23 protein-coding genes are annotated in these 22763 nt (G+C 66.3%); 13 read left to right on the plus strand and 10 right to left on the minus strand.

All coding sequences use genetic code 11. The annotated features are described in order from the left end of the window. The first annotated feature begins 435 nt into the window (after window positions 1–435). Both F3J43_RS17090 and F3J43_RS17095 read left to right on the plus strand, forming a co-directional pair. Complete coding sequence (locus tag F3J43_RS17090; protein WP_166889071.1) at window positions 436–1065, plus strand: LysE family translocator; 630 nt, start codon at window positions 436–438, stop codon at window positions 1063–1065. Between the two features lie 96 nt (window positions 1066–1161). Beyond that, window positions 1162–3321, plus strand: a complete 2160-nt coding sequence (locus F3J43_RS17095; protein WP_166889075.1) for an ATP-binding protein — start codon at window positions 1162–1164, stop codon at window positions 3319–3321. 18 nt (window positions 3322–3339) lie between these two features. Here F3J43_RS17095 and F3J43_RS17100 read toward each other — a convergent pair whose 3' ends face one another. The 9 genes from F3J43_RS17100 to F3J43_RS17140 all read right to left on the minus strand — a co-directional run bounded on the left by F3J43_RS17100 (window position 3340) and on the right by F3J43_RS17140 (window position 12961). Further along, window positions 3340–5511, minus strand: coding sequence for a TonB-dependent receptor (locus F3J43_RS17100; RefSeq protein ID WP_205297931.1), 2172 nt, complete (start codon window positions 5509–5511; stop codon window positions 3340–3342). A gap of 51 nt (window positions 5512–5562) precedes the next feature. Continuing rightward, the gene (locus tag F3J43_RS17105) at window positions 5563–5970 is read right to left on the minus strand and encodes a DUF2946 family protein (protein WP_166889076.1); all 408 of its coding nucleotides are present in this window, start codon (window positions 5968–5970) and stop codon (window positions 5563–5565) included. A gap of 94 nt (window positions 5971–6064) precedes the next feature. Continuing rightward, window positions 6065–6841, minus strand: a complete 777-nt coding sequence (locus tag F3J43_RS17110) for a ParA family protein (RefSeq protein WP_166889079.1) — start codon at window positions 6839–6841, stop codon at window positions 6065–6067. A gap of 86 nt (window positions 6842–6927) precedes the next feature. Further along, window positions 6928–8319, minus strand: a complete 1392-nt coding sequence (locus F3J43_RS17115) for a sensor histidine kinase (protein ID WP_166889082.1) — start codon at window positions 8317–8319, stop codon at window positions 6928–6930. Next, window positions 8297–8977 (minus strand): response regulator transcription factor, encoded by a 681-nt coding sequence (locus F3J43_RS17120; protein ID WP_166889085.1) that lies wholly within the window; start codon window positions 8975–8977, stop codon window positions 8297–8299. The genes F3J43_RS17115 and F3J43_RS17120 overlap by 23 nt, the downstream gene beginning before the upstream one ends. Window positions 8978–9278: 301 nt before the next feature. Continuing rightward, the gene (locus F3J43_RS17125) at window positions 9279–10328 is read right to left on the minus strand and encodes a branched-chain amino acid aminotransferase (protein ID WP_353618241.1); all 1050 of its coding nucleotides are present in this window, start codon (window positions 10326–10328) and stop codon (window positions 9279–9281) included. 122 nt (window positions 10329–10450) lie between these two features. Then, window positions 10451–12031 (minus strand): ATP-binding cassette domain-containing protein, encoded by a 1581-nt coding sequence (locus F3J43_RS17130; RefSeq protein WP_166889091.1) that lies wholly within the window; start codon window positions 12029–12031, stop codon window positions 10451–10453. A gap of 208 nt (window positions 12032–12239) precedes the next feature. After that, on the minus strand, window positions 12240–12590 hold the full coding sequence (locus tag F3J43_RS17135) for a hypothetical protein (protein ID WP_205297932.1): 351 nt from the start codon (window positions 12588–12590) through the stop codon (window positions 12240–12242). Then, complete coding sequence (locus tag F3J43_RS17140; RefSeq protein WP_166889094.1) at window positions 12590–12961, minus strand: glyoxalase superfamily protein; 372 nt, start codon at window positions 12959–12961, stop codon at window positions 12590–12592. The genes F3J43_RS17135 and F3J43_RS17140 overlap by 1 nt, the downstream gene beginning before the upstream one ends. Window positions 12962–13246: 285 nt before the next feature. Here F3J43_RS17140 and F3J43_RS17145 point away from each other — a divergent pair, with 285 nt between their 5' ends. The 10 genes from F3J43_RS17145 to F3J43_RS17190 all read left to right on the plus strand — a co-directional run bounded on the left by F3J43_RS17145 (window position 13247) and on the right by F3J43_RS17190 (window position 21975). Then, window positions 13247–14080: an urease accessory protein UreD gene (locus F3J43_RS17145; protein WP_166889097.1), complete on the plus strand. Its 834-nt coding sequence runs from the start codon at window positions 13247–13249 to the stop codon at window positions 14078–14080. A 9-nt stretch (window positions 14081–14089) separates the two neighbouring features. Continuing rightward, a complete protein-coding gene (locus tag F3J43_RS17150; protein ID WP_166889100.1) occupies window positions 14090–14392 on the plus strand; it encodes an urease subunit gamma in 303 nt (100 codons plus the stop codon). A 10-nt stretch (window positions 14393–14402) separates the two neighbouring features. Then, a complete protein-coding gene (locus F3J43_RS17155) occupies window positions 14403–14720 on the plus strand; it encodes an urease subunit beta (protein ID WP_166889513.1) in 318 nt (105 codons plus the stop codon). Next, on the plus strand, window positions 14717–16420 hold the full coding sequence (ureC, locus tag F3J43_RS17160) for an urease subunit alpha (protein WP_166889105.1): 1704 nt from the start codon (window positions 14717–14719) through the stop codon (window positions 16418–16420). Before F3J43_RS17155 ends, ureC begins: the two co-directional genes overlap by 4 nt. Before the next feature lie 78 nt (window positions 16421–16498). Continuing rightward, complete coding sequence (ureE, locus tag F3J43_RS17165; RefSeq protein WP_166889109.1) at window positions 16499–16978, plus strand: urease accessory protein UreE; 480 nt, start codon at window positions 16499–16501, stop codon at window positions 16976–16978. Between the two features lie 15 nt (window positions 16979–16993). After that, the gene (locus F3J43_RS17170; protein ID WP_166889112.1) at window positions 16994–17539 is read left to right on the plus strand and encodes a HupE/UreJ family protein; all 546 of its coding nucleotides are present in this window, start codon (window positions 16994–16996) and stop codon (window positions 17537–17539) included. Further along, window positions 17539–18213: an urease accessory protein UreF gene (locus F3J43_RS17175; RefSeq protein ID WP_166889115.1), complete on the plus strand. Its 675-nt coding sequence runs from the start codon at window positions 17539–17541 to the stop codon at window positions 18211–18213. Before F3J43_RS17170 ends, F3J43_RS17175 begins: the two co-directional genes overlap by 1 nt. Window positions 18214–18224: 11 nt before the next feature. Further along, window positions 18225–18851 (plus strand): urease accessory protein UreG, encoded by a 627-nt coding sequence (gene ureG, locus F3J43_RS17180; RefSeq protein WP_166889118.1) that lies wholly within the window; start codon window positions 18225–18227, stop codon window positions 18849–18851. Between the two features lie 1243 nt (window positions 18852–20094). Then, window positions 20095–21000: a LysR family transcriptional regulator gene (locus F3J43_RS17185; RefSeq protein ID WP_166889121.1), complete on the plus strand. Its 906-nt coding sequence runs from the start codon at window positions 20095–20097 to the stop codon at window positions 20998–21000. A gap of 33 nt (window positions 21001–21033) precedes the next feature. Then, on the plus strand, window positions 21034–21975 hold the full coding sequence (locus F3J43_RS17190; protein WP_166889124.1) for a DNA-3-methyladenine glycosylase family protein: 942 nt from the start codon (window positions 21034–21036) through the stop codon (window positions 21973–21975). Here the strand turns inward: F3J43_RS17190 and F3J43_RS17195 are convergent. Then, window positions 21944–22171, minus strand: a complete 228-nt coding sequence (locus tag F3J43_RS17195; RefSeq protein ID WP_166889127.1) for a DUF6555 family protein — start codon at window positions 22169–22171, stop codon at window positions 21944–21946. The two genes, F3J43_RS17190 and F3J43_RS17195, sit on opposite strands and share 32 nt — an antisense overlap. A gap of 299 nt (window positions 22172–22470) precedes the next feature. On the opposite strand from F3J43_RS17195, the gene F3J43_RS17200 reads away from it, so the two are divergent. Next, entirely contained in the window at window positions 22471–22731 is a 261-nt protein-coding gene (locus F3J43_RS17200; protein WP_166889130.1) for a DUF1652 domain-containing protein, read from the plus strand. The last annotated feature ends 32 nt before the right edge of the window (window positions 22732–22763 follow it).

Here is a 22763-nt window from a genome sequence, read left to right on the forward strand (position 1 = left end):
GGTTGGCGTGCGCAGGAGAGGGCGAATGTGTGAGCCTTTTTGTCGAACCCACCTCGAGCATGCGAGCGCTTTGCGCTCGATCGCTGGCTTCGCCAGCTCCCACAAGCACCTGTGGGAGGCTACAAGCTCCGATATGGAGAAACGGCCCCGGCGCAAGCGATGAGAGGAGGGGAAGTCCACGTCGTCTTCCTCGGAAATGTGAATGCAGAGGGTAGAAGGTTGGCGTGCGCAGGAGAGGGCGAATGTGTGAGCCTTTTTGTCGAACCCACCTCGAGCATGCGAGCGCTTTGCGCTCGATCGCTGGCTTCGCCAGCTCCCACAAGCACCTGTGGGAGGCTACAAGCGTCTGTGGGAGCTGGCGAAGCCAGCGATGGGTTGCACACCAGTGCCAGGGTCCGGCTAGACTCTGATTCTTCTTGTGCTGAGACCTGAGTCATGCCCGAACCCTCGAACCTCCTGGCCTTCGCCCTGATCTCCCTGGGCATGGTCCTGACCCCTGGCCCGAACATGATCTATCTGGTTTCCCGCTCGATCTGCCAGGGCCGGGTGGCCGGGCTGATTTCCCTGGGCGGGGTGGCCCTGGGCTTCGTCTTCTACATGCTCTGCGCCGCACTGGGCATCACCGCGCTGGTGATGGCCGTGCCTTACGCCTACGATGCCCTGCGTATCGGCGGGGCCTTGTACCTGCTGTACCTCGCCTGGCAGGCCCTGCGCCCCGGTGGCCGCTCGCCGTTCCAGGTCCGTGAGCTGCCGCCCGACAGCCCGCGCCGGCTGTTCATGATGGGCCTGCTGACCAACCTGCTCAACCCCAAGATCGCCGTCATGTACCTGTCGCTGATGCCGCAGTTCATCGTGCCCGGCCACAGCGTGCTGGCCCAGTCCCTGGCGCTGGGCAGCACGCAGATCGCCATCAGCGTCACGGTCAATGCGTTGATTGCCCTGATGGCGGGATCCATCGCCGTTTTCCTCGCCGGGCGCCCCTTGTGGCAGCAGGCTCAGCGCTGGCTGATGGGCACCGTGCTGGCCGGCCTGGCCCTGCGCATGCTGGCCGAAGGGCGGCGCTGAAACGCAGTTCGAATCCAGTGGAACGTCTGGCGCTGGCCGATTTCATATCCTGTGATGGAGCGCAATCGGCCTGGCAAAACAGACGGACCACACACCATGAAATCAGTCCGGGGCACTGACAAGCACAACCGCGTATCGACACCGGCCTTCCTGCTCAATGGCGGCGCGGTCAGCCGCCTGTTGCAGGCCATGGACTGGGACAGCTCGCCACTGGGCCAGCCGGACGGCTGGTCGGCTGGCCTGAAGACGGCCATGACCACCTTGCTGCCGGCCCAGGCCCAGATCGTGCTGTTCTGGGGACCGCAGTACGTCGCCCTGTACAACGATGCCTACTGCCCGAGCATCGGCAACAAGCACCCCCGCGCGCTGGGGCGCCCCGGGCAGGAGAACTGGAGCGAGCTGTGGGCCGACCTCGAGCCCTTGTTGCGTGGCGTGCGCGAGACCGGGCAGACCTTCTCGGCCCGTGACCGGCCGTTCTACATCGAGCGCCAGGGCCTGGGCGAAACCGCTTTTTTCGACGTGTCCTACTCCGCCGTGCGCGAAGCCGATGGCGCCGTGGGCGGGGTGCTGTGCATCGTCACCGATACCACCGATCGGGTGCGCTACCAGCGGCGCCAGGCGTTCCTGCTGGAGCTGCGTCAGGCCTTGCCCGGCCTGGAGGGTGCCGAAGGAATAGAGCGGCACGCCACGCGCCGGCTGGGCGAGGAGCTGGGCGCGGCGCGGGTGTGCTTCGCCGAAGACCTGGGCGACAGCCAGGGCTTCAGCGTTGCCCACGAGTGGGCCGATGGCGTGCCCTCGATGCTGGGTGTGCACCAGTACGCCCACTACGATCCGGCCCTGCATCCGGCGTTGCTGGACGGCCAGCGGGTGCAACGCAGCTATGTGGCCCAGGCACCGGAACTGTGCGCCACGCTGCATGTGCCGGTGCTGCGTGCCGAGCGCCTGGAGGCGACACTGGCCGTGCACTACCACGCCCCGCATCTGTTTCTCGAGGACGAATGCCTGCTGGTGGAGGAGACCGCCAGCCAGGTCTGGGCGGCCATCGCCCATGCCCGCGCCGAACATGCCTTGCACATGCTCAATGAAAGCCTCGAGGAGCGTGTGGCCGGCATGCTCGCCCAGCGCGAGGCGAGCCTGCTGCAACTGCACGAGGCGCACAAGATGGAACTGGTCGGCCAGCTCACCGGTGGCATCGCCCATGACATCAACAACATGCTCACGCCCATCATCGCCGCGCTGGAGCTGCTGCGCCGCCATCCCGAGCCGGCCCGCGCCGAGCGCCTGATCGACGGCGGCCTGCAGGCCGCCGAACGCACCCGCGACCTGGTCGGCCGCCTGCTCAGTTTCGCCCGGCGCCAGACGCTCAAGCCGCGGCTGGTTTCGCTGGCGCTGCTGGTGGACGAGATGCACGAGCTGATCGCCCGCTCGCTGAGCCCGACCATTGCCCTCGAAGTCCATATCGACCCGGCGTTGCCGAGGGTGATGGTGGACCCCAACCAGTTGCAGTTGGCCTTGCTCAACCTGGTGGTCAATGCCCGCGACGCCATGCCCGAGAACGGCCGTCTGAGCATCAGCGCCGGCCGTGACGGCGAGGGCCCGCAGCGGCCCGTGGGCCTGGCGCCGGGAGCGCTGCTGTGGCTGCGGGTGGCCGACAGTGGCTGCGGCATGAGCGACGAGGTGCTGGAGCACTGTGTCGAACCGTTCTATTCGACCAAGGGCGTGGGCACCGGAGCCGGGCTGGGGTTGTCGATGGTGCAGGGGCTGGCGCTGCAATCGGGGGGTGGCTTCGTCATCGGCTCACGGCTTGGCGTCGGGACCGAGGCGACCCTGTGGCTGCCTGAGGGCGACGCAGGGGCGACGCTGGCCGATACCCCGCGCGAGGTGCCCAGGGCGCAACGGGCGACCCGGGTGCTGCTGGTGGACGACGAAGCACTGGTGCGTCAGGCGACTGTGCTGCAATTGCGCGAGCTGGGCTATGACGTGTTCGAGGCCGATGGCCCTGGGCAGGCCCTGGCGCTGCTCGACCAGGGCCTTGCCCCCGATGCGCTGCTGACCGACCACGTCATGGCTGGCATGACCGGTGTGCGCCTGGCCCAGCGCGTGCGCGAGCGCCTGGCCGGCCTGCCGGTGCTGGTCATCACCGGCTATGCCAACCTGACGCCGCGCGAGCTGCACGGCTTCGAGGTGCTGCGCAAGCCGTTCCGCCAGGAAGAACTGGCCCAGGCCCTCGGGCGGCTGCTGCGGGACCGGGCTTGAATCCCGGCCCGCCGCTGCTCAGAAACGCAGGTCCATGGCCAGTTCGAAGGTGCGCGGCGCGCCCATGTAGTACTGGGTGCCGTAGGCCTGCTTGGCGTACACCTCGTCAGTGAGGTTGCGCACCCGCCCGGTGAGGGTGGTGTGCTCATCCAGGCGGTAGCGGGCGAAGGCGCCGAACAGGGTGTAGGCGGGGGCCTTGAGAGTGTTGGCGTTGTCGGCGTACACCGAGTCGACGTAGCGCGCATCGACACCGGCCGACCAGTCGGGAGTGAAACTGTAGGTCAGCCACAGGTTGCCGACGTTGGCCGGCACGTTGACCGGCGCGTTGCCCTTGCGCGACACCGATACGCCGTTGACCGCTTCGTTGAAGCGGTCGTACTGCGCGTCGACATAGGCGTAGTTGGCCTCGGCCAGCAACTTCGGCGTGACTTGCAGGCGTGCGGACAGCTCGATGCCGCGGGAGGTCTGCTGGCCGGCCTGGACGGTCAGGTTGGGGTTGCTGGAGTCGCGCACGGCAAAGTCCTTGCGCACGATTTGGTACACCGCGACCGTCGCCGCGCCGCGACCGTCGAGGAAGTCGAACTTGCTGCCGGCCTCCCATTGCTCGCCCTTGGACAGGTCGAACAGGCCGACGTTGGAGTAGGTCGCCGAGGCCAGCGAGCCGGCGGGCAGGTCGGCGGCAGTGCTGTACTGCAGGTACAGGCTGGCCGACGGGGTCAGCGCGTAGGTCAGGCCGACGCGGCCGGACAGCGGCTCCCAGCGCCGCTCGAAGAAGGCCGGTGAGGTCGGGCTCACGGCGCCATAGTTGGTCACCTCCATGTCCAGGTAGTCGTAGCGCAGGGCCGTGAGCAGGGCCAGGCGATCGGTGAGTTCCAGGCGGTTCTCGGCAAACAGCGCGCGGTTGGTGATTTCGTGATGGCGCTGCTTGGTCAGGCCGGCGTTGACCACCGGGATGTCGTCGAAGCTGCCGGGATCGAAGTGATCGGGGTCGACGGTACTGCTCCAGCTGCCGTTGGCGGTGGGATAGAGGGTCTGGCGCATGCGCGACCAGTCGGCGCCCAGCGCCCACTGGCTGGCCAGGCCGAACAAGTGGTTGTCGTGGCGCAGTTCCAGGCGATCGCCGATCACCCGCTGCTCGTGGCGCTGCAGATAGGGGCTGCTGCGCAGCACGTTGCCGGCGCTGTTGTAGCGGTAGTTCTCGACGTTGCGGTAGTCCCGCTCGGCGGCGTAGTGGTAGAGGGTGTTATGCAGGCTGGTGCTGTCGCTGGCCTGGTAGTCGAGCATCGAGCGCAACCAGCGTACCCGTTGCTCGTAGCGGCCATCGGCGACGTTGTAGTTCTCGAAGCGCCGGCTTTTGTCGATCTTCATGGTGCTGCGCCCGGGCAGGATCGGCGAACCCCAGTAGGGGCTGTCTTCCTTGTCTTCCTGGTATTCCACGGCGAGGGTGTGGGTCAGGTCCGGGGTCAGGTCGCTGAGCAGGGAGAACGCCAGGCTGTCGGTGCGTCGCTGGTTGCGGTCGATGTAGCCATTGCCCTGGCTGTGACTGAAGTCCAGGCGGGCGAAGTGGCGGGCATCGGCGGGATTGGCGGCCAGTGCCTGGTTGATGCCGAAGGCGTACTCGGCATCGTCGTAGCTGCCGTAGCGGATGCGCCCGTCGAGAGTCTGCGCGTCGCGGTTGGCCAGCTTGCTGATGTAGTTGATCGAGCCGCCGACGGCTCCGGCGCCGTGCAGGAACGACGACGGTCCGCCCAGCAGTTCGACGCGGTCGATGACCCAGGCGTCGACCGGCCGGGTGGCGCTGCTGTAGCCGAGGTTGATGCCGTTGTAGAGCTGGGTGACCTGGTTCTGGGTGAAGCCGCGGTAGGTGACGAAGCCGCCATAGCCAGGGTTGGCCGAGGCGTTGACGCCGGTCATGGCGTTGATCACGTCCTGGGTGTCCTTGGCGTCGCGCGCCTCGATCACCCGACGGTCGGAGACGCTCACCGAGGCGGGTGTCTCGCGGGCCGTGAGGCCCAGGCGCGAGCCGGTGCGGATCGGCTCGTCCAGTTGCACGCCGGAGGGCGCTTCGCGGTCGGCATCGACGGTGGTGGCGGACAGTTCCAGCGGGGCGTTCTGCGCCCAGGCACAGCTGCAGGTGGCGCTCATCACGAGCACCAGGGAGGTGTTGCGGATCATGTTGTAGGTTTCCACGCAAAGGTCATGGCCAAGGCTGACCCTGGACGCACGCGGGCATCCGCCAGGTCAGGCGAGGGGCGTTGCTGCGGGGAAGGCGGGCGGAGAGGCGCGGGGGTTGATGGCGTGGCGCAGGTAGCGCGGCGGTGGCTGGGCCCAGCTGCGCACGACGATTGGTGCGGGCGCCTGGCCTTGGGCGCGGGCAAATGACCAGACACTGCTGGACAGCGGTACGGCCATGGCGAACGAGGAACACACCGGGCAGTCGAGCTGGGCCATGTGCTGGTCGCCAGCACTGCCGTCGAGGTCGATGGCAGCGCCGTGGCCGCTGTCGCTGGCGCAGAAACCGCCCTCCAGGCCGGACAGGCGCAGGCCGCTCATCTGGCCGTGGTGCAGGCCGCACAGCAACAGGCTGAACAGGACGCTGGCATACAGCGCCCAGGCGGTCAACGTGCGTGTCCGACGGGTGGTTTTCATGGGCGCGAATCTACCATCCGGATGGATGGGCCGGGGTGCGCGATGGTGTGGTGGATTGTCGCAGGGAGCGGCTCGCGGGGCGGCAAGCCCGCGCTCAAGCCGCGAGTTCGAGCACGTCGAGCAGTTCGACGAACTCCTGTGCCAGGCGGTGTCGTGGCGCCAGGTGCACCAGTGGCACCGCGGCCTCGTGGGATTCGCGCATCCTGATCGAGCTGCTCAGGTACACCGGCAGTACCGGCAGCCCTTCTTCGCGCAACTGCTCGACCAGGGTCTGGTGCAGCGCAGTGCGGCTGGCGAACTGGTTGACCACGATGCCTTCGACCTGCAAGGCGGCGTTGTGGTCCTGGCGCAGTTCCTCGACCTCGGCCATCACCTTGTGCAGGGCCTGGCGCGAGAAGCTGTCGCAGTCGTAGGGGATCAGCAGGCGCTCGGCCGCCACCAGCGCGCTGAAGGTGTAGAAGTTGAGCGCCGGCGGGGTGTCGATGTAGATCCGTTCGTAGTCCGCCGACAGTTCGACCAGCAGCTTGCGCAGCTTGTTGATCTTGAACTTGCTCTCCAGCTTGCCCTGCAGCTCGGCCAGGTCCGGGCTGGCGGTGACCAGGTGCAGGTTGGCGTAGCGCGTCTCGGTGATGGCGACGCGGTGCTTCTTGCCGGTGGCCGGGGCGGGGGCCAGGGTCTGGCGGAAGAAGTCGGCGATCCCGGCGGGGATCGCGGCGTCGGTCAGGCCGGTGAGGTAGTAGGTGGCGTTGGCCTGCGGGTCGAGATCCACCAGCAAGGTCCGGTAGCCTTCGGCAGCGCTGGCGGCGGCAAGGTTGCAGGCGATGCTGGATTTGCCGACACCGCCTTTCTGGTTGAACACGACACGACGCATGGCTGGTCATCCTTGAGGAAAAATGTCGGAGCGTGGTCAATTCTATGACCGCGACATGACAGTTTTAAGACAAGGCTTGTCACAACCTAGGCATTACCGTTGGCCACCGCGCAGTGCAGCACCAGCTTCGCTCCACCCAGGTCGCTGGCGCCGACTTCCAGGTCATAGCCATGCAGGTCGACGATCGCCGCGACGATCGACAATCCCAGACCGAAACCGGGGTGACGATGGCCTTCCTCGCTGCGGTAGAAGCGCTTGAGCACGGCCTCGCGCTCGTCCTCGGGAATGCCGGGGCCACTGTCCTCCACTGCGATGTGCACACCGTTCTGGTCGACCTGGGCGTGCATCCGCACCTGGCCGCCCTCGGGGGTGAACTTGATGGCATTGCCCACCAGGTTGGCCAGGGCCTCGAACAGCAGCTCGCGGTCGCCGTGCAGCGCCGGCAGTTGTACCGGTTGCTGCAAGTGCAGGCGAATGCCGCCATCTTCGGCCAGCGGCAGGTAGAAGTCATGCAGCTCCAGCAACAGGGCATGAGGGTCGAGCTGGACGAAGCCGGCGCGGCGGCGGCGGTCTTCCAGCTCACTGATGCGCAGCAGGCCGCGAAAGCGTGCCATCAGCGTGTCGGTCTCGCCGATCGCCTGGTCCAGCGCCTCGCCTTCGGCCGAACCGGCCGCGCTCTGCTGGCGGATGCGGTAGAGCTGGGCGCGCAGGCGGGTCAGCGGGGTACGCAGGTCGTGGGCGATGTTGTCGCAGACGCCCTTGACCTCGTGCATCAGGCGCTCGATGCGGTCGAGCATGGCGTTGACGATGGCTGCCAGCATGTCCAGCTCGTCGCGCCGGCTCGACAACGGCAGGCGGTGGGTCAGGTCGCCGGCGACGATCAGGTCGGCCTGGGCCTGGATCGCGCGGATGCGCTTGAGTGGCCGCCGACGCAGCAGGTACCAGCCGGCAAAACCTGGAATCAGGGTCAGCGAGATGCCCCAGAGCAGGGCATGGAGGATGATCCGGGTGACCACGAACAACGAGCCGTTGTCACGTACCAGCACCAGCCAGCGACCGTCCTGGACCTTGATCGCCACCGCGTCGCAGCTGTCGCGTGGCAGGTGCGGGTCGTCGGCGTCCAGGCAGCGCTTGAGCTCGTGGACCTTGCCGTCCAGCCCCAGTTCGGGCGGGATGGCGCGGACACGTCCGCCGATGGGATTGAGTTGGGTATCGAACAGGCCGTAGGCGTCGAAGCTGCGTTCTTCGAAGGTCTGGCTGGCTACCAGGGCGTCGTCCAGCTGTTTGCCGCTCATGTGGGCGAACAGGTGTTGGCGCTGCAGCATCGAGTGGCGGGTGAGCTTGTTCAGGTAGCTGGTGACCTCGAAGTACAGCACCCCCATGAGGATGCTGCTCCAGGCCACGAACAGGAAACTGTACAGTGCCAGCAGGCGGCTGGTGGAGGAGCTCCAGCCCTTAGACGGGTTCGGCAATGGCATAGCCGGAGCCCCGTACGGTACGGATCAGCGGCATCTGGCCGGGCGAGTCGATCTTCTTGCGCAGGCGACCGATGTGCACGTCGATCAGGTTGGTGCCGGGGTCGAAGTGATAGCCCCAGACTTCCTCGAAGATCATCATGCGGGTGATCACCTGGCCGGAATGGCGCATCAGGTATTCCAGCAGCTTGTATTCGGTGGGCAGCAGGTTCAGCGACTGCTCGCCGCGGCGTGCCTCGTGGCTGATCAGGTCCAGCTCGAGGTCGGCGACCTGCAGGCGGGTCTGGGTCATCGGCGTGCTGTTGCGCCGCAGCAGGACTTCGACCCGGGCGGCCATCTCGTCGGAGGCGAACGGCTTGGTCAGGTAGTCGTCGCCACCGGCCCGCAGGCCGCGCACGCGTTCGTCGACATCGGACAGGGCACTGATCATCAGGATCGGCGTGGCGATCTTCAGGCTGCGCAGGGTGGTGACGATGGTCAGGCCATCGACCTCGGGCAGCATGCGGTCCATGGTGATCAGGTCATAGCCGCCGGCGATGGCCTTGGCCAGGCCTTCGCGGCCATTGTCGGCCCAATCGACTTCCAGACCGTGGCTGGACAGTTCGGCGACGATTTCCTGGGCGGTGACGGCGTCGTCTTCGATGGTCAGTACGCGAGGCATGCTGGTTCCTGGGCGGCGAATGGAGACCTGATTGTGCCAAAGAATAGACAAACGGCGATTTAAGAAAAATTCATCTGGATCAAGCGAACCGGTTATTGCCTGGGCGTGGGCTTGATAGGAGAGGGCGCTGACGTTCTTGACGGCGGCGTGGCGCGGTTTCGTGGGCGCATGCTTCGCGGGCGCGGGCTTGCCCCGCGATAGCGTCCTTGCGGACATTTGTCGACAGCGCCTGGCGCCAGCGCGGGACAAGCCCGCAGCATGCCATCGCTGGCACACTGCGGGAGTGCTACAGGTGGGGACCTCAGGCGACCTTGACGATCCAGCCGGCCGGCGCCTCGACGTCACCGCTCTGGATGCCGGTCAGTTCGGCATAGAGCTTCTGGGTGACCGGGCCGACTTCGGTTTCGCTGTGGAACACATGCAGCTTGCCGTTGTACTGGATGCCGCCGATCGGGGTGATCACCGCGGCGGTACCGCAGGCACCGGCTTCGATGAAGCGGTCGAGCTTGTCGATTTCCACGTCGCCTTCGATGACCTTCAGGCCCAGGCGCGATGCGGCCAGTTCCATCAACGACAGGCGCGTGATGCCTGGCAGGACCGAGATCGATTTCGGGGTGACGAACTCGTTGTTGGCGGTGATGCCGAAGAAGTTGGCCGAGCCGACTTCCTCGATCTTCTTGTGGGTCAGCGGGTCGAGGTAGATGCAGTCGGCGAAGCCGGCTTTCTTGGCCTCGTAGCCTGGCTGCAGGCTGGCAGCATAGTTGCCGCCGACCTTGGCTGCGCCAGTGCCTTGCGGCGCGGCACGGTCGAAGTCGGAGATCAGGAACTTGTGCGGGGTCATGCCGCCCTTGAAGTACGAGCCGACCGGGATGGCGAAGACCGAGAAGATGAACTCAGGAGCGGTGCGCACGCCGATGTTGTCACCGGTGCCGATCACGAACGGACGCAGGTACAGGGCACCCTTGCCGTGTGGCGGGACGAACTTTTCGTTGGCCTTGACCACCTGCTTGCAGGCTTCGATGAACTGTTCGGTCGAGACGCGCGGCATCAGCAGGCGATCGCAGCTGCGCTGCATGCGCGCGGCATTCTGGTCGGGACGGAACAGGTTGATCGAGCCGTCCTTGCAGCGATAGGCCTTCAGGCCCTCGAAGCACTGCTGGCCATAGTGCAGGGCAGTGGAGCCTTCACTGATGTGCAGCACGTTGTCTTCGGTCAGGGTGCCCTTGTCCCACTCGCCGTTACGCCATACGGACAGGTAACGCTTGTCGGTCTTGATGTAGTCGAAACCCAGCTTGTCCCAGTTAATGCTTTCGTTACTCATGACACCCTCATTGCTTTTATGCCCGAACACGGCGGGCAGCTTTTATATGCGCACCCCGCCACCATAAACCATCCGCCGCGGATCGGAAACGTCCAGTCACGAAATGCCGTCTCGGGCCTGCTCATCGCCTGGCCGGCCGCTGTTCGCGGCCTTCAATCCAGGCGCAGATGGCCCTCCAGTTGCAACTGGTCGAGGAACACCGGGTCATGCGAGGCCACCAGCAACGCGCCGGGAAATTGCCGGAGCATCTGCTCCAGCGCGGCCAGTGACGGCAGGTCGAGGTGGTTGTTCGGTTCATCCAGCAGCAACAGGTCCACTGCTCGTTCGCGGTACAGCAGGGCGGCCAGGGCCGCTTTCAGGCGTTCGCCGCCGCTGAGCAGGGCGCAAGGCAGCTCGACCCGCGCCGCGTCCAACCCCAGTTGTGCCAGGCGTGTGCGCAGGGCGCCAGTGGCCTGGGCCGGGTTGCTCTGGCGCAGCAACGCCAGCACGCTCAGGTCGGCGGGCAGCAGGCTGCAATGCTGGTCGAGCAAGGCCAGTTCGCCGTGCGTGCGCACGGTGCCGGAGCTGGCTTGCTGTTGCCCGGTCAGCACCTGCAGCAAGGTCGACTTGCCGCTGCCGTTGCCTCCCACCAGTCCCAGGCGCTCGCCCTGGCGCAGGCGCAGGTCGAGGGGGCGGCGGGTGCCATGTGGCAAGCGCAGGCCTTCCAGGCAGAGTACTTCGTGGCCGGCGGGGCGTCGGGTAACGGGGGCATGGAGCATGACCGGGTCGTCCGTTTCCAGGCGCAGGGCCGCCTCGCGTACCTGGCTATCCAGCGCTCGCTGCGCTACCTGCTGTTCGCGGCGTTGCTTGCCGGCGGTGGCCTGGCTGCGTTGCTGCTGGCGGTCGAGCAGGATCGGCGCCTGGTTGGCGCTGCGGGCCTGGCGGGTGGCCCGGGCCTGGTGGCGCTCGAGGTTCTCGCGCTGCTGTTGCTGCGCCTGGGCCTGTTGGCGGCGTTGCTGCTTGAGACGGGCCAGTTGCGCCTCGGCAGCTTCGCGCGCCTTGGCCGTGTGTCGGGCGTACAGGCTGTAGTTGCCGCCGTGGCTGTGCAGGGCGCGAGGTGTCAGCTCGACGATGCGTTGCATATGCTCGAGCAAGGCGCGGTCGTGGCTGATCACCAGCACGCCGCGCGGCCACTGCTCGAGCATGTCCAGCAGCTGCCGGCGGGCCGTGCTATCGAGGTGGTTGCTTGGCTCGTCGAGGATCAGGTAGTCGGCGTCGCTGGCCCAGGCGCCGGCCAGCGCCACGGCCATGGCCTGGCCGCCACTGAGGCTGGCGGCCGGGCGTTCGAGATCGACGGCGGGCAGGCCGTGGCGTTCGAGCCAGGCTTGCAGGCGTTCTCGCACGTCCCAGCGCTCGCCCACGGTGTCGAAGTCGGCTGGGTCGCAACTGCCGGCTTCGATACGCGCCAGCGCGGCGATCACCTGGTCGACCCGGGCCAGTTCGGCGAGGGTCGCGCTGGCGGTGATCGTCTGCTGCTCGAGGTAATGCACCCGGCCATGGCGCAGGCAGCGACCGGCGCTGGGCATCAGGTGTCCGGCGAGGATCCGTGCCAGCACGCTCTTGCCCACGCCATTGCGACCGACCAGGCCGGTGCGGCGCAGGTCGAGGTCCAGGCTCAGGTCGGAAAACAACTGCCTGCCATCGGGCAAGGCGAAGGTGACGCTGTCCAGCGTCAGGATCGACGTATTCGTCATGGGAAGCTCCATACATGCCGCGACATCCCCGGCGCGAAGCCGAAGGGTGAAGACTGGCCGTCGAGGTGACGGCGGCATCAATGGCGCATTGGACGAATACCTCGAGAAGGGAAGGTGGCCAAGATTAGAGCAGCGTGGCTGGCGTGACAACCACCTCGGGTCGGTGCGTCTGTCCGGCGTTCGCATGGGGCCGCGGGGCCCATGTGCTTCAGCGCAAGCGCCGGTTCCAGTCGCCACCCTGGTCACGCCAGCAGGCTTCTTCGCTGTCGAAGCGCACATGCCAGGCGACATGGTCCAGGCGGATGCCGGCAGCGGCCAGGGCCTGGGCGCTGAGCGCGATCATCCGCGCCTTGTCCGCGCCAGCCAGGGCGCGGGCCTTGTCGGTATCGTCGCTGAACACCCAGATGATGCGCAGACTGGCCGGGAAGTTGTCGAAGTCGATGCGGTGGGTGAGCCAGGCAAAACCGACGATCTCGGCCTGGGCCGTGGCGCAGGCCTCGGTCAGGCAGGCGACCATTTCTCGCTCCAGGCGCGCCAGCGCACGCTTGTCGCTGGCCATCAGGCGTCACCGTCGATCTGCTGGCAGAAGCGCAGGCGGTTGCCGAACGGATCGGTCACCTGCAGTTCCAGTCCCCAATCCACTGTCTCTGCCTGGGGGCGGGCATAGCCGTAACACTTGGCCAGCAGCTCGGCCTCCAGGGTCTTGAGGTCGTCGACGCGGATGAACAACGCGGCACCCGGCGTGGCATCGCCGTGATGCTCGGACAGGTGCAGTACCAGGTCGTCGCGGTGGATTTGCAGGTACAGCGGCAGGTCCGGGGCGAAACGGTGCTCCCAGTCGACCTGGAAACCGAGGAAGTCGAGGTAGAACTCGCGGGCCTTGTCGACCGAGAAGATCCGCAGGATCGGGATGGCGGGGGATAGCTGCATCGGGGGCGTCCATGGCTGGCAAAAGGGCAGGGTGCCACTGTATCGCAGTTGCGCCCGGTGGCGGGCACCGTCAATCCACCTGCAGGCCGCAGCCGCTCTGGCACGGGCCTATGCACGATGACCGCCGGGCCGAAAGTTTCATCTTCGTTCACCTGCGCAGTTGGCCCGCTACCTGCTATATCCAGCCAGCGAAATTTGATCGAGTGGTCAGCCTGGCCCGCCTGAGCGCGGCTGGCGCATGACCCTCCAGACGGCCGTCAGGCCATGGATTGCAGGGGCTCCAGGATGTCGTTGGCGCAACAGATCGAACCACCGCAGGCAGACCCGGGCTGGAGCGCCCACCTGCAGTTGCGCTTCATTCAGCGCGACGGCGTGACCCGCCTTGGTGCGCGGCGTCATGTCGGTCCTCTTTTGGTGCAACGGCCCTTTCACCCGGAAGGTGCGCCGTGCCATGTGTACGTGCTGCATCCTCCAGGTGGCATCGTCGCCGGCGACCGTCTGGCGCTGGACGTCCACCTCGAGGCCGGCAGCCATGCCTTGCTGACCATGCCCGGCGCCAGCAAGTTCTATCGCAGCATCGGCCCGACCGCGCGGCTGGAGCAACGCTTTCACTTGGCCACTGGCAGCACCCTGGAATGGTTGCCCCAGGACAGCATCTTCTTCAGCGGTGCCCGCGCCAGCCTCGACAGCCGCTTCCAGCTCGAGCCCGGTGCCCGCCTGCTGGCCTGGGAAACCGTGTGCCTGGGCCGACCGGTGATGAACGAGCGTTTCACGCAGGGCGCGCTGGACAGCCGCCTGCGCGTGACCTTGCCTGGCGATCCCGGCCTGCACGAGCGTCTGCGAGTCGAGGGCGGGCAACTGGCCAAGCTCGGCGGCCACCCGCTGCTGGCGACCTTCTGCGCCACGCCGGCCGACCAGACACTGCTGGAGCAGGTCCGCCAACTGCTCGCGCCGCTGGCCACGCCTGCCGGTGCGACCCTGCTCGGTCCACTGCTGGTGATCCGCCTGCTCGACCACGACAACCAACACCTGCAACACACCCTGCAGCGCCTCTGGCACCTGCTGCGTCCGGCCGTGCTCGGCCTGGCGCCGTGCCCGCCGCGCATCTGGGCCACCTGAGAGAGCGCCATGGAGCTGACCCCGAGAGAGAAAGACAAACTGCTGCTGTTCACCGCCGCGCTGCTGGCCGAGCGGCGCCTGGCCCGTGGCCTGAAGCTCAACTACCCGGAGGCGGTGGCGCTGATCAGCGCTGCGGTGCTCGAAGGCGCCCGCGATGGCCGCACGGTCGCCGAGCTGATGAGCCTGGGGCGTGAAGTGCTGGGGCGCGAGCAGGTCATGGACGGTGTGCCTGAGATGCTCCACGACGTTCAGGTCGAAGCCACGTTTCCCGACGGCACCAAGCTGGTGACCGTGCATGATCCCATCGTCTGAGGTGCTGCCCATGATTCCCGGAGAAGTCCAGGTCGCCGCCGGCGACATCGAACTCAACGTCGGCCGCCAGACGTGCAGCGTCAGCGTGGCCAACCATGGCGATCGCCCGGTGCAGGTCGGCTCGCACTACCACTTCTACGAAGTCAACGATGCCCTGGTGTTCGAGCGTGCGCCGACCCGGGGCTTTCGCCTGGACATCCCGGCCGGCACCGCGGTGCGTTTCGAGCCGGGCCAGGCACGCACGGTGCAGTTGGTGGCCTATGCCGGCAAGCGCGAGGTGTACGGCTTCCAGGGCAAGGTGATGGGCGCGCTGGAGGATCAGGCATGAGTCGTATTTCCCGCCAGGCCTATGCCGACATGTTCGGCCCCACCGTCGGCGATCGCGTGCGCCTGGCCGATACCGCGCTGTGGGTGGAGGTCGAGAAGGACTTCACGATCTATGGCGAGGAAGTCAAGTTCGGCGGCGGCAAGGTGATCCGCGACGGCATGGGCCAGGGCCAGATGCTCGCCGACCAGGCCATGGACCTGGTGCTGACCAACGCGTTGATCATCGACCACTGGGGCATCGTCAAGGCCGATATCGGTGTGCGTCACGGACGCATCGTGGCGATCGGCAAGGCCGGCAACCCTGATGTGCAGCCCGGGGTGACGATCCCGGTGGGGCCGGGCACCGAGGTGATCGCCGCCGAGGGCAAGATCGTCACCGCCGGCGGCATCGACTCGCATATCCACTTCATCTGCCCGCAGCAGGTGGACGAGGCGCTGACCAGCGGTGTCACCACCTTCATCGGCGGCGGCACCGGGCCTGCCACCGGTACCAATGCCACCACCTGCACCCCAGGTCCCTGGTACCTGGCGCGCATGCTCCAGGCCGCCGACTGCCTGCCGATCAACATCGGCCTGCTCGGCAAGGGCAACGCCTCGCGGCCCGAGGCGCTGCGCGAGCAGATCGCCGCCGGTGCCGTGGGCCTGAAGCTGCACGAGGACTGGGGCTCGACCCCGGCAGCCATCGACTGCTGCCTGGGCGTGGCCGAAGAGATGGACATCCAGGTGGCGATCCATACCGACACCCTCAACGAATCGGGCTGCATCGAGGACACCCTGGCCGCCATCGGCGAGCGCACCATCCACACCTTTCACACCGAGGGCGCCGGTGGTGGCCATGCGCCGGACATCATCCGTGCGGCCGGCCAGGCCAACGTGCTGCCGTCGTCGACCAACCCGACCCTGCCGTACACGGTCAACACCGTCGACGAGCACCTGGACATGCTCATGGTCTGCCACCACCTGGACCCGAGCATCGCCGAGGACGTGGCCTTCGCCGAGTCGCGCATCCGCCGCGAGACCATCGCCGCCGAGGACATCCTCCATGATCTTGGCGCCTTCGCCATGACCTCGTCCGACTCCCAGGCCATGGGCCGGGTCGGCGAGGTGGTGCTGCGCACCTGGCAGGTGGCGCACCAGATGAAGCTGCGCCGCGGGCCATTGGCGCCGGACAGCGACTACAGCGACAACTTCCGGGTCAAGCGCTACATCGCCAAGTACACGATCAACCCGGCGCTGACCCATGGCATCGCCCACGAGGTCGGCTCGGTGGAGGTGGGCAAGCTCGCCGACCTGGTGCTGTGGTCGCCGGCGTTCTTCGCGGTCAAGCCGGCGCTGGTGCTCAAGGGCGGGATGATCGTCACCGCGCCCATGGGCGACATCAACGGCTCGATCCCCACGCCGCAACCCGTGCACTACCGGCCGATGTTCGCTGCCCTGGGCGCGGCGCGGCATGCCACGCGCATGACGTTCCTGCCCCAGGCCGCCATGGACCGAGGGCTGGCCGAGGAATTGGGGCTGCGCAGCCTGATCGGCGTGGCCCACGGCTGTCGCCGGGTGCGCAAGGCCGACATGCTGCACAACGGCCTGCAGCCGCTGATCGAAGTCGATGCGCAAACCTACCAGGTGCGCGCCGACGGTGAGTTGCTGGTATGCGAGCCGGCCAGCGAACTGCCGCTGGCCCAGCGTTACTTCCTGTTCTGAAGGTGCAGGTGCGAGGTATCGCCTGCCCCAGCGCTGCCGATCCAGGCAGCGCGTTCTGGTTCGTTTGAAGGAGTGAACATGATCGTACTTACCCGAAGGCTCAGTGGCGCCGCCACGGTGACCGGCAGCGTCACCCTGAGTGTCGACAGCCGGATCAAGAGCCGCCTGCGCGTTACCCTCGACGATGGTCGCGAAGCCGGGCTGATGCTCGAGCGCGGCCACTTGCTGCGTGGCGGTGAACTGCTCGCCGATGCCGACGGCGGCCAGGTGATCCGGGTACTGGCCGCCCCCGAGGCAGTGTCCACGGTGCGCTGCGCCGATCCGCACCTGCTGGCCCGCGCCGCCTATCACCTGGGCAACCGCCATGTGCCGCTGCAGATCGAACCTGGCCTGCTGCGTTACCAGCATGACCATGTGCTCGACGACATGCTGCGTGGCCTGGGCCTGACCGTGGACGCCGAGCAGGCACCGTTCGAGCCCGAGTCCGGCGCCTATCAGAGCGCGCCCCACAGCCATGGCCACGGCCATCCTTTCGTGCGCTTGCCTAACCATTCCTGACCCCTGGAGCGTTCCATGAAAAAGACTTTCGCCCTTGTCCTGCTGCTGGTGGCCCTGCCGGCTTTCGCCCACCCCGGTCACGACGGCAATCCGTTGCAGGATGGCCTGCTGCATCCGCTGACCGGCCTCGACCACCTGCTGATGCTGATCGGCACCGGTGTGCTGGCGGCGCTGACCCGGCGCAACCTGACCCTACCGCTGGCGACCCTGGCGGCAATGTTCGGTGGCGCGGTGTGCGGCCATCTGTTCGGCGATGTACTGGGCATGGAGCAGATGATCGTCGGTTCGCTGCTGGTGGCCGCCGCCGCCATGCTGCTGCCCAGCCGCCAGTTGTTGCTGTCGCTGATCATGCCGGTGTTCGCCCTGTTCCATGGCTGGGCCCATGGCGTGGAGGCCACGCCCAGCGCGTTCTGGCTGTTCAGCGCCGGCTTCGTCACGGTCAGCGGCCTGTTGCTGGCGGTGGGCTTCGGCGTCGGTTGCCTGCTGCGTCGGCATACCGGCCTGCAGAAAGCCTTCGGTGGCGGCCTGCTGGCGGGCGCCGCGCTGGTCCTGGCCGGTTGATGGACAGCGACCTGGCGCTGCTGCGCCTGTTGCAACTGGCCAGCCCTGGCTTGCCGGTGGGGGGCTTTACCTACTCGCAGGGGCTGGAGTGGGCAGTCGAGGCCGGCTGGGTGACGAACGCAGAGAGCTTCGCCGCCTGGCAGCGCGAGCAATTGCTCGACACCCTCGGCCATCTCGACTGGCCCCTGCTGGCGCGGTTGTACCACGCCTGCCAGGCCGATGACGCCGAAGCCTTCGGGCGCTGGAACCAGTGGCTGCTGGCCAACCGCGAAACCGCCGAACTGCGCCTCGAGGAGCAACAGCGCGGCAGCGCCCTGGCGCGCCTGCTCGATGGCTGGCAACTGGGTCAGCACCCGGCCTGGCGCGCAAGCCTGGAGCTCAGCCAGTTGGGTGGCATGGCCTGGCTCGGTGCGCACTGGTCGATCCCGCTGCGCCAGCTGGCCCTGGGCCATGGCTTTGCCTGGCTGGAAGGGGCGGTGATGGCTGGGGTCAAGCTGGTGCCGTTCGGCCAGCAGGCTGCGCAGACCCTGCTCCGCGACCTCGGCGAGGCACTGCCGGCGGTGCTCGATCATGCCCTGGCGCTGGACGACGAACAGATCGGCGGTGGCCTGCCGCTGCTGGCGATCGCCTCGATGCGTCACGAAACCCAATACACCCGTTTGTTCCGTTCCTGAGGATTGCCCTGATGCAAAGCTATCAACAACCCCTGCGTGTCGGCGTCGGCGGCCCGGTTGGCTCCGGCAAGACCGCCCTGCTCGAGGCGCTGTGCAAGGCCATGCGCGATCACTACCAGATCGCCGTGGTGACCAACGACATCTACACCAAGGAGGACCAGCGCATCCTCACCGAGGCCGGGGCCCTGGAGCCGGAACGCATTGTCGGCGTGGAGACGGGCGGCTGCCCGCACACGGCGATCCGCGAGGACGCCTCGATGAACCTGGCCGCGGTCGAGGCCCTGGCGCGCAAGTTCGGCAACCTGGAGGTGATCTTCGTCGAGAGCGGTGGCGACAACCTCAGCGCCACCTTCAGCCCGGAACTGGCCGACCTGACCATCTATGTGATCGATGTCGCCGAGGGCGAGAAGATCCCGCGCAAAGGCGGCCCGGGCATCACCAAGTCGGACTTCCTGGTGATCAACAAGACCGATCTGGCGCCCTATGTCGGCGCCTCGCTCGAGGTGATGGAACGCGACACCCGGCGCATGCGGCCGGAGCGACCGTGGACGTTCAGCAATTTGAAAAAGGGCGAGGGGTTGCAGGCGGTGATCGACTTCATCGTCGAGCGTGGGATGCTGGGTGTGGAGCGCCGCTAAATGCAGGGGCATCCGCTTTCATTCAGCAGCAGACGCGTATTTTCGAGTGCCGTACGGACCTCTGCCCAGGCCCGTGATTGAGTTGCGGCATACAGTGAGTTGGGTGACTGGCCGTTTCGAGTCAGAGGCTGAACGGGCAGAAGGCAGGGCGCTCCTACAGGAATCGGCGTGGCCGGTTCCTCTGCTGGGGGGCTTCGTTTTCGACGATCTCGGCTACCTACCTGATCCAGACAACTCATGAAGGACGCACGTATGAAAAGGATTGCATTGGGCACGTTGTTGGTGGTGGCAAGTTCATTCCAGATAACCGAGGGTAATGAATTGGCCGAGGCAGGCGGCATCGTAGCCGGTCGCACTTCACCGTTCGTCCGGCCCGGGCCCTCACCGGTTGATGCCCGGCAGATCGCGGGAGTAGGGCACTGGGGCGGGGTGGCTCCGGTGGACTGTCCGGATGATACGTTTCGAACACCAGTCGGGCATTGTCAGCCGTACTTTGATTTTGACTGATCTTCGTTTGGCCTCGCAGGCAGCTTCTGCTGCGGTATCTGTGTGCAGGGTTCCAGCGCTGGTGTGAGCGCGGGGATAGGGGGGATCAAGCTATTCCCGAGTCGAGAACGGGTTATGCAGGAGGCGTCAGGCAAGAGGAGTCCTATGCCTAGGCACATGCTGATGCGGCGCCTCATGGCCGACTTGTAAGAACAGTGGTACGCGGGCGTGCATTGGAGGCGGTTTCGTACGCATCTGATGAATACATCCTTCTGGGTGGTCGGCTTTTGGCTGGTTAACTCATTTGAATATATTTGTAGAGTTCTTCGAGCTGCGAGCAGGGGGAGGACAAATCTCCTGTCGCAGTAAATACAGAAATACACTCGAGGAAAGATAAATGAAGAAGTTTGTTCTGATTGCTCTATTGGCCGCTACAGGCGCGGCTCAGGCCGCTCCGTTGTGCTGGTGGATCTGTGAAGTTCCTCGCGTCACTTGCCCTGAGGGCACTATTCTGGATATGTTCGAACAGTGTCAGCCAGAATGGGAATATTAATGATCGCCTAGTCGTTCGCTTCAACGGCGACATACATGCCCTCAGCCTATGGCTGAAGGGCATGCTGCATAAGGGGCGTACAACAGGAAAAATATACCCAGGCCATAGGCAAATCCTCATTCAAGCAGCCGCCGCGTACTCCCATGTCAAGGTAAAGTGACGGAAAAACTGCAAGGCGCCGCAAGCAGCGCCAACGAGGTGTCCGTGGCTTCCTACACCCTGCGTCAACTCAAGTACTTCGTCACCACCGTCGAAGCCGGTAGCGTCGCCGAGGCTTCGCGCCAGCTGTACATCGCCCAGCCCTCGATCTCCACGGCGATCAAGAGCCTGGAGGAGAGCTTCGGCGTGCAACTGTTCATTCGCCATCATGCCCAGGGTGTGTCGCTGACCCCTAGTGGCAAGCGGTTCTACGCCAAGACCAAGGCGCTGCTGCAGATGAGCCACGAGTTCGAGCAGAACGCCCTGGCCGACAACGACACCGTGGCTGGGCAGATCGATATCGGTTGCTTCGAGACTGTCGCCCCGCTGTACCTGCCACGCCTGATCGCCGGCTTTCGCGAGCGTTACCCCGGGGTCGACATCCGCTTGCGTGACGGCGAGCAGCAGGAACTGATCCAGGGCCTGACCGCCGGCACCTTCGACCTGGCGTTCCTGTATGACCATGACCTGGATGGCACCATCGAGACCGAGCCGCTGATGCCGGCGCAGAAACCCTACGTGTTGCTGCCGGAGAAACACCGCTTCGCCGGTCAGGCCCAGGTGTCGCTGCGCGACCTGTGCCCGGAGCCAATGATCCTGCTCGACGTGGCGCCGAGCCGTACCTATTTCGTCAGCCTGTTCAACGAACTGGGGCTGACCCCGAACATCGTCTTCAGCTCGCCGTCGATCGAGATGGTGCGTGGCATGGTTGGCCAGGGCTTCGGCTTCTCGCTGCTGGTCACCCGGCCTCATTCCCCATACACCTACGATGGCCAGCGCCTGGCGATGCTCGACATCGCCGAGCCGGTGGCACTGTCGGGGCTGGCGGCAGCGCACCTGCGGCGGGTGCAGTTGACCAAGCCGGCGCAGCTGTTCGTGGAGTTCTGCCGGGAGGAACTGGCGCGCCTGTAGACCTGCCGCCGCTGTCCCGGCATGATGCCGGCCATGACCCGCTTATCTTCCCTGAGCGCCTTGCGCCGCGGCCTGCGCGCTGACGGCGAACAGCTGTTGTGGCTGCGCTGCCAGACGCCTTGCCATTGGCCCTCGACCCTGGCCTTTCTCGCCGCACGGTGTATCCCCGGTCTCGAAACCTGTGTGGACGGCACTTACCGGCGCAGCGTGGTGTTCGCTGGGCATCACGGCGTATTGTCGGCCCGGCCAGTCCGGGAAAGCTGGCTACAGGTGCGTGTGCGCGGCCTGCCTGCCCATGCTCTGCCTGGCCTGATCGCACGGTTGCGCCGGGTCTTCGACCTGGATGCCCAGCCGGCCTTGATCGCTGCGGCGCTGGCACGCGATCCGCTGATGGCACGTTTGCTCCAGGCCCGTCCGGGCTTGCGCGTGCCACAGGGTTGGGAGGCCTGCGAGCAGGCCATGCGCACGGTGCTCGGCCAACAGATCAGCGTGGCTGGGGCGATGACCCTGGCAGGCCGCCTGGTGGCGCGCCATGGCCAGGCGCTGGGCCTGGACGCCGCGCCCCTGATGCATGTGTTTCCCCAGGCTGCAGTGCTGGCCGAGGCCGAGTTGCAGGGGCTGGGCATGCCCCGCGCCCGGGCGGCGACCTTGTCGACCCTGGCCCGGGCATTGCTCGAGCAACCGGACCTGCTGCGCCCAGGCCAACCCTTGGCCCAGGCCCTGACACGGCTATGCGGGCTCAAGGGCATCGGTCCCTGGAGCGCGCAATACCTGGCCTTGCGCCAGCTCGGTGCCGGTGACGCGCTGCCGCTGGGCGATGTGGCGCTGGTCAAGGCCCTGCGCCTGCTGGAGGGGCCAGAGGTGCAACTGGCCGAACGTTCACTGGCCTGGCGGCCATGGCGTGCCTATGCCGCGCAGCACCTGTGGGCCTCGCTGGCCGATCTCAGCCCGACTGGCGCCAGCTCACCTCGCTGATGCCATAACGCTCGGCCATCGGCTTGCTCATCTTGCGCACGTGCTCGCGTCCGTAGCGGCCGATACGGCCGACACCGGCATCGCAGCTGGCCCAGTGCCAGGCTTCGGCGTTGTCCATGCGCTCGGCACGAATGATGAACGACTTGGGCTGGCCATGCAGCGCGTAGTCGATCACGTAGAGTTTGGCGTCGATCATGCAGTCCTCGCATCCTTGAACATGACATGTGGATGGGAGTGGTGCGGGGCGGGAAAAGTTTGAAAAAAATGCGCGACAGGGGATCTGCGGCCTGGTTTAGACCATTGGTCGGCGCAGTGGTGTCGCCAGTCGAACAGCCCTCGCCGCGAACGGGTCTTCAGCTAAGGTGCCATGGGTATTCCCCGTGATTGCCCAGGCGAATGGACTGGCGCCCAGGCATGGGCAATATCAATTGGCACCGTGCCCTGCAAGGGCGTAATCACCCATGACAGGCCATCCAGGAAAGAGAGGGTCATACCATGTCGTTGATAGGTGTTTCGCTGCTGGAGATGCGGCAGATGATAGAGCAGGCCTGCCTGCCGGATCGTTGCGAGGTCAGTTGTGCGGATGGCGAAAGCCTCACCATCCGCCTCGGCCAGGGCCAGACGTTGGATGAATGCCTGACCGTGACCGGCGTCCCGCTCGCCAGCCTCAACAGTTGCCGCGACCTCGTGGGGCTGGTGGCGCAGCTCAAGGAGCAGCGTCACGCCCTGCCCAGCGTGCTCAAGGCGATCGCCTGAAGGTTGTCGCCAGGCCAGGGCGGCGCCGAGCG

It is taken from the genome of Pantoea sp. Cy-639 (assembly GCF_011752525.1).
GTDB lineage: Bacteria > Pseudomonadota > Gammaproteobacteria > Pseudomonadales > Pseudomonadaceae > Aquipseudomonas.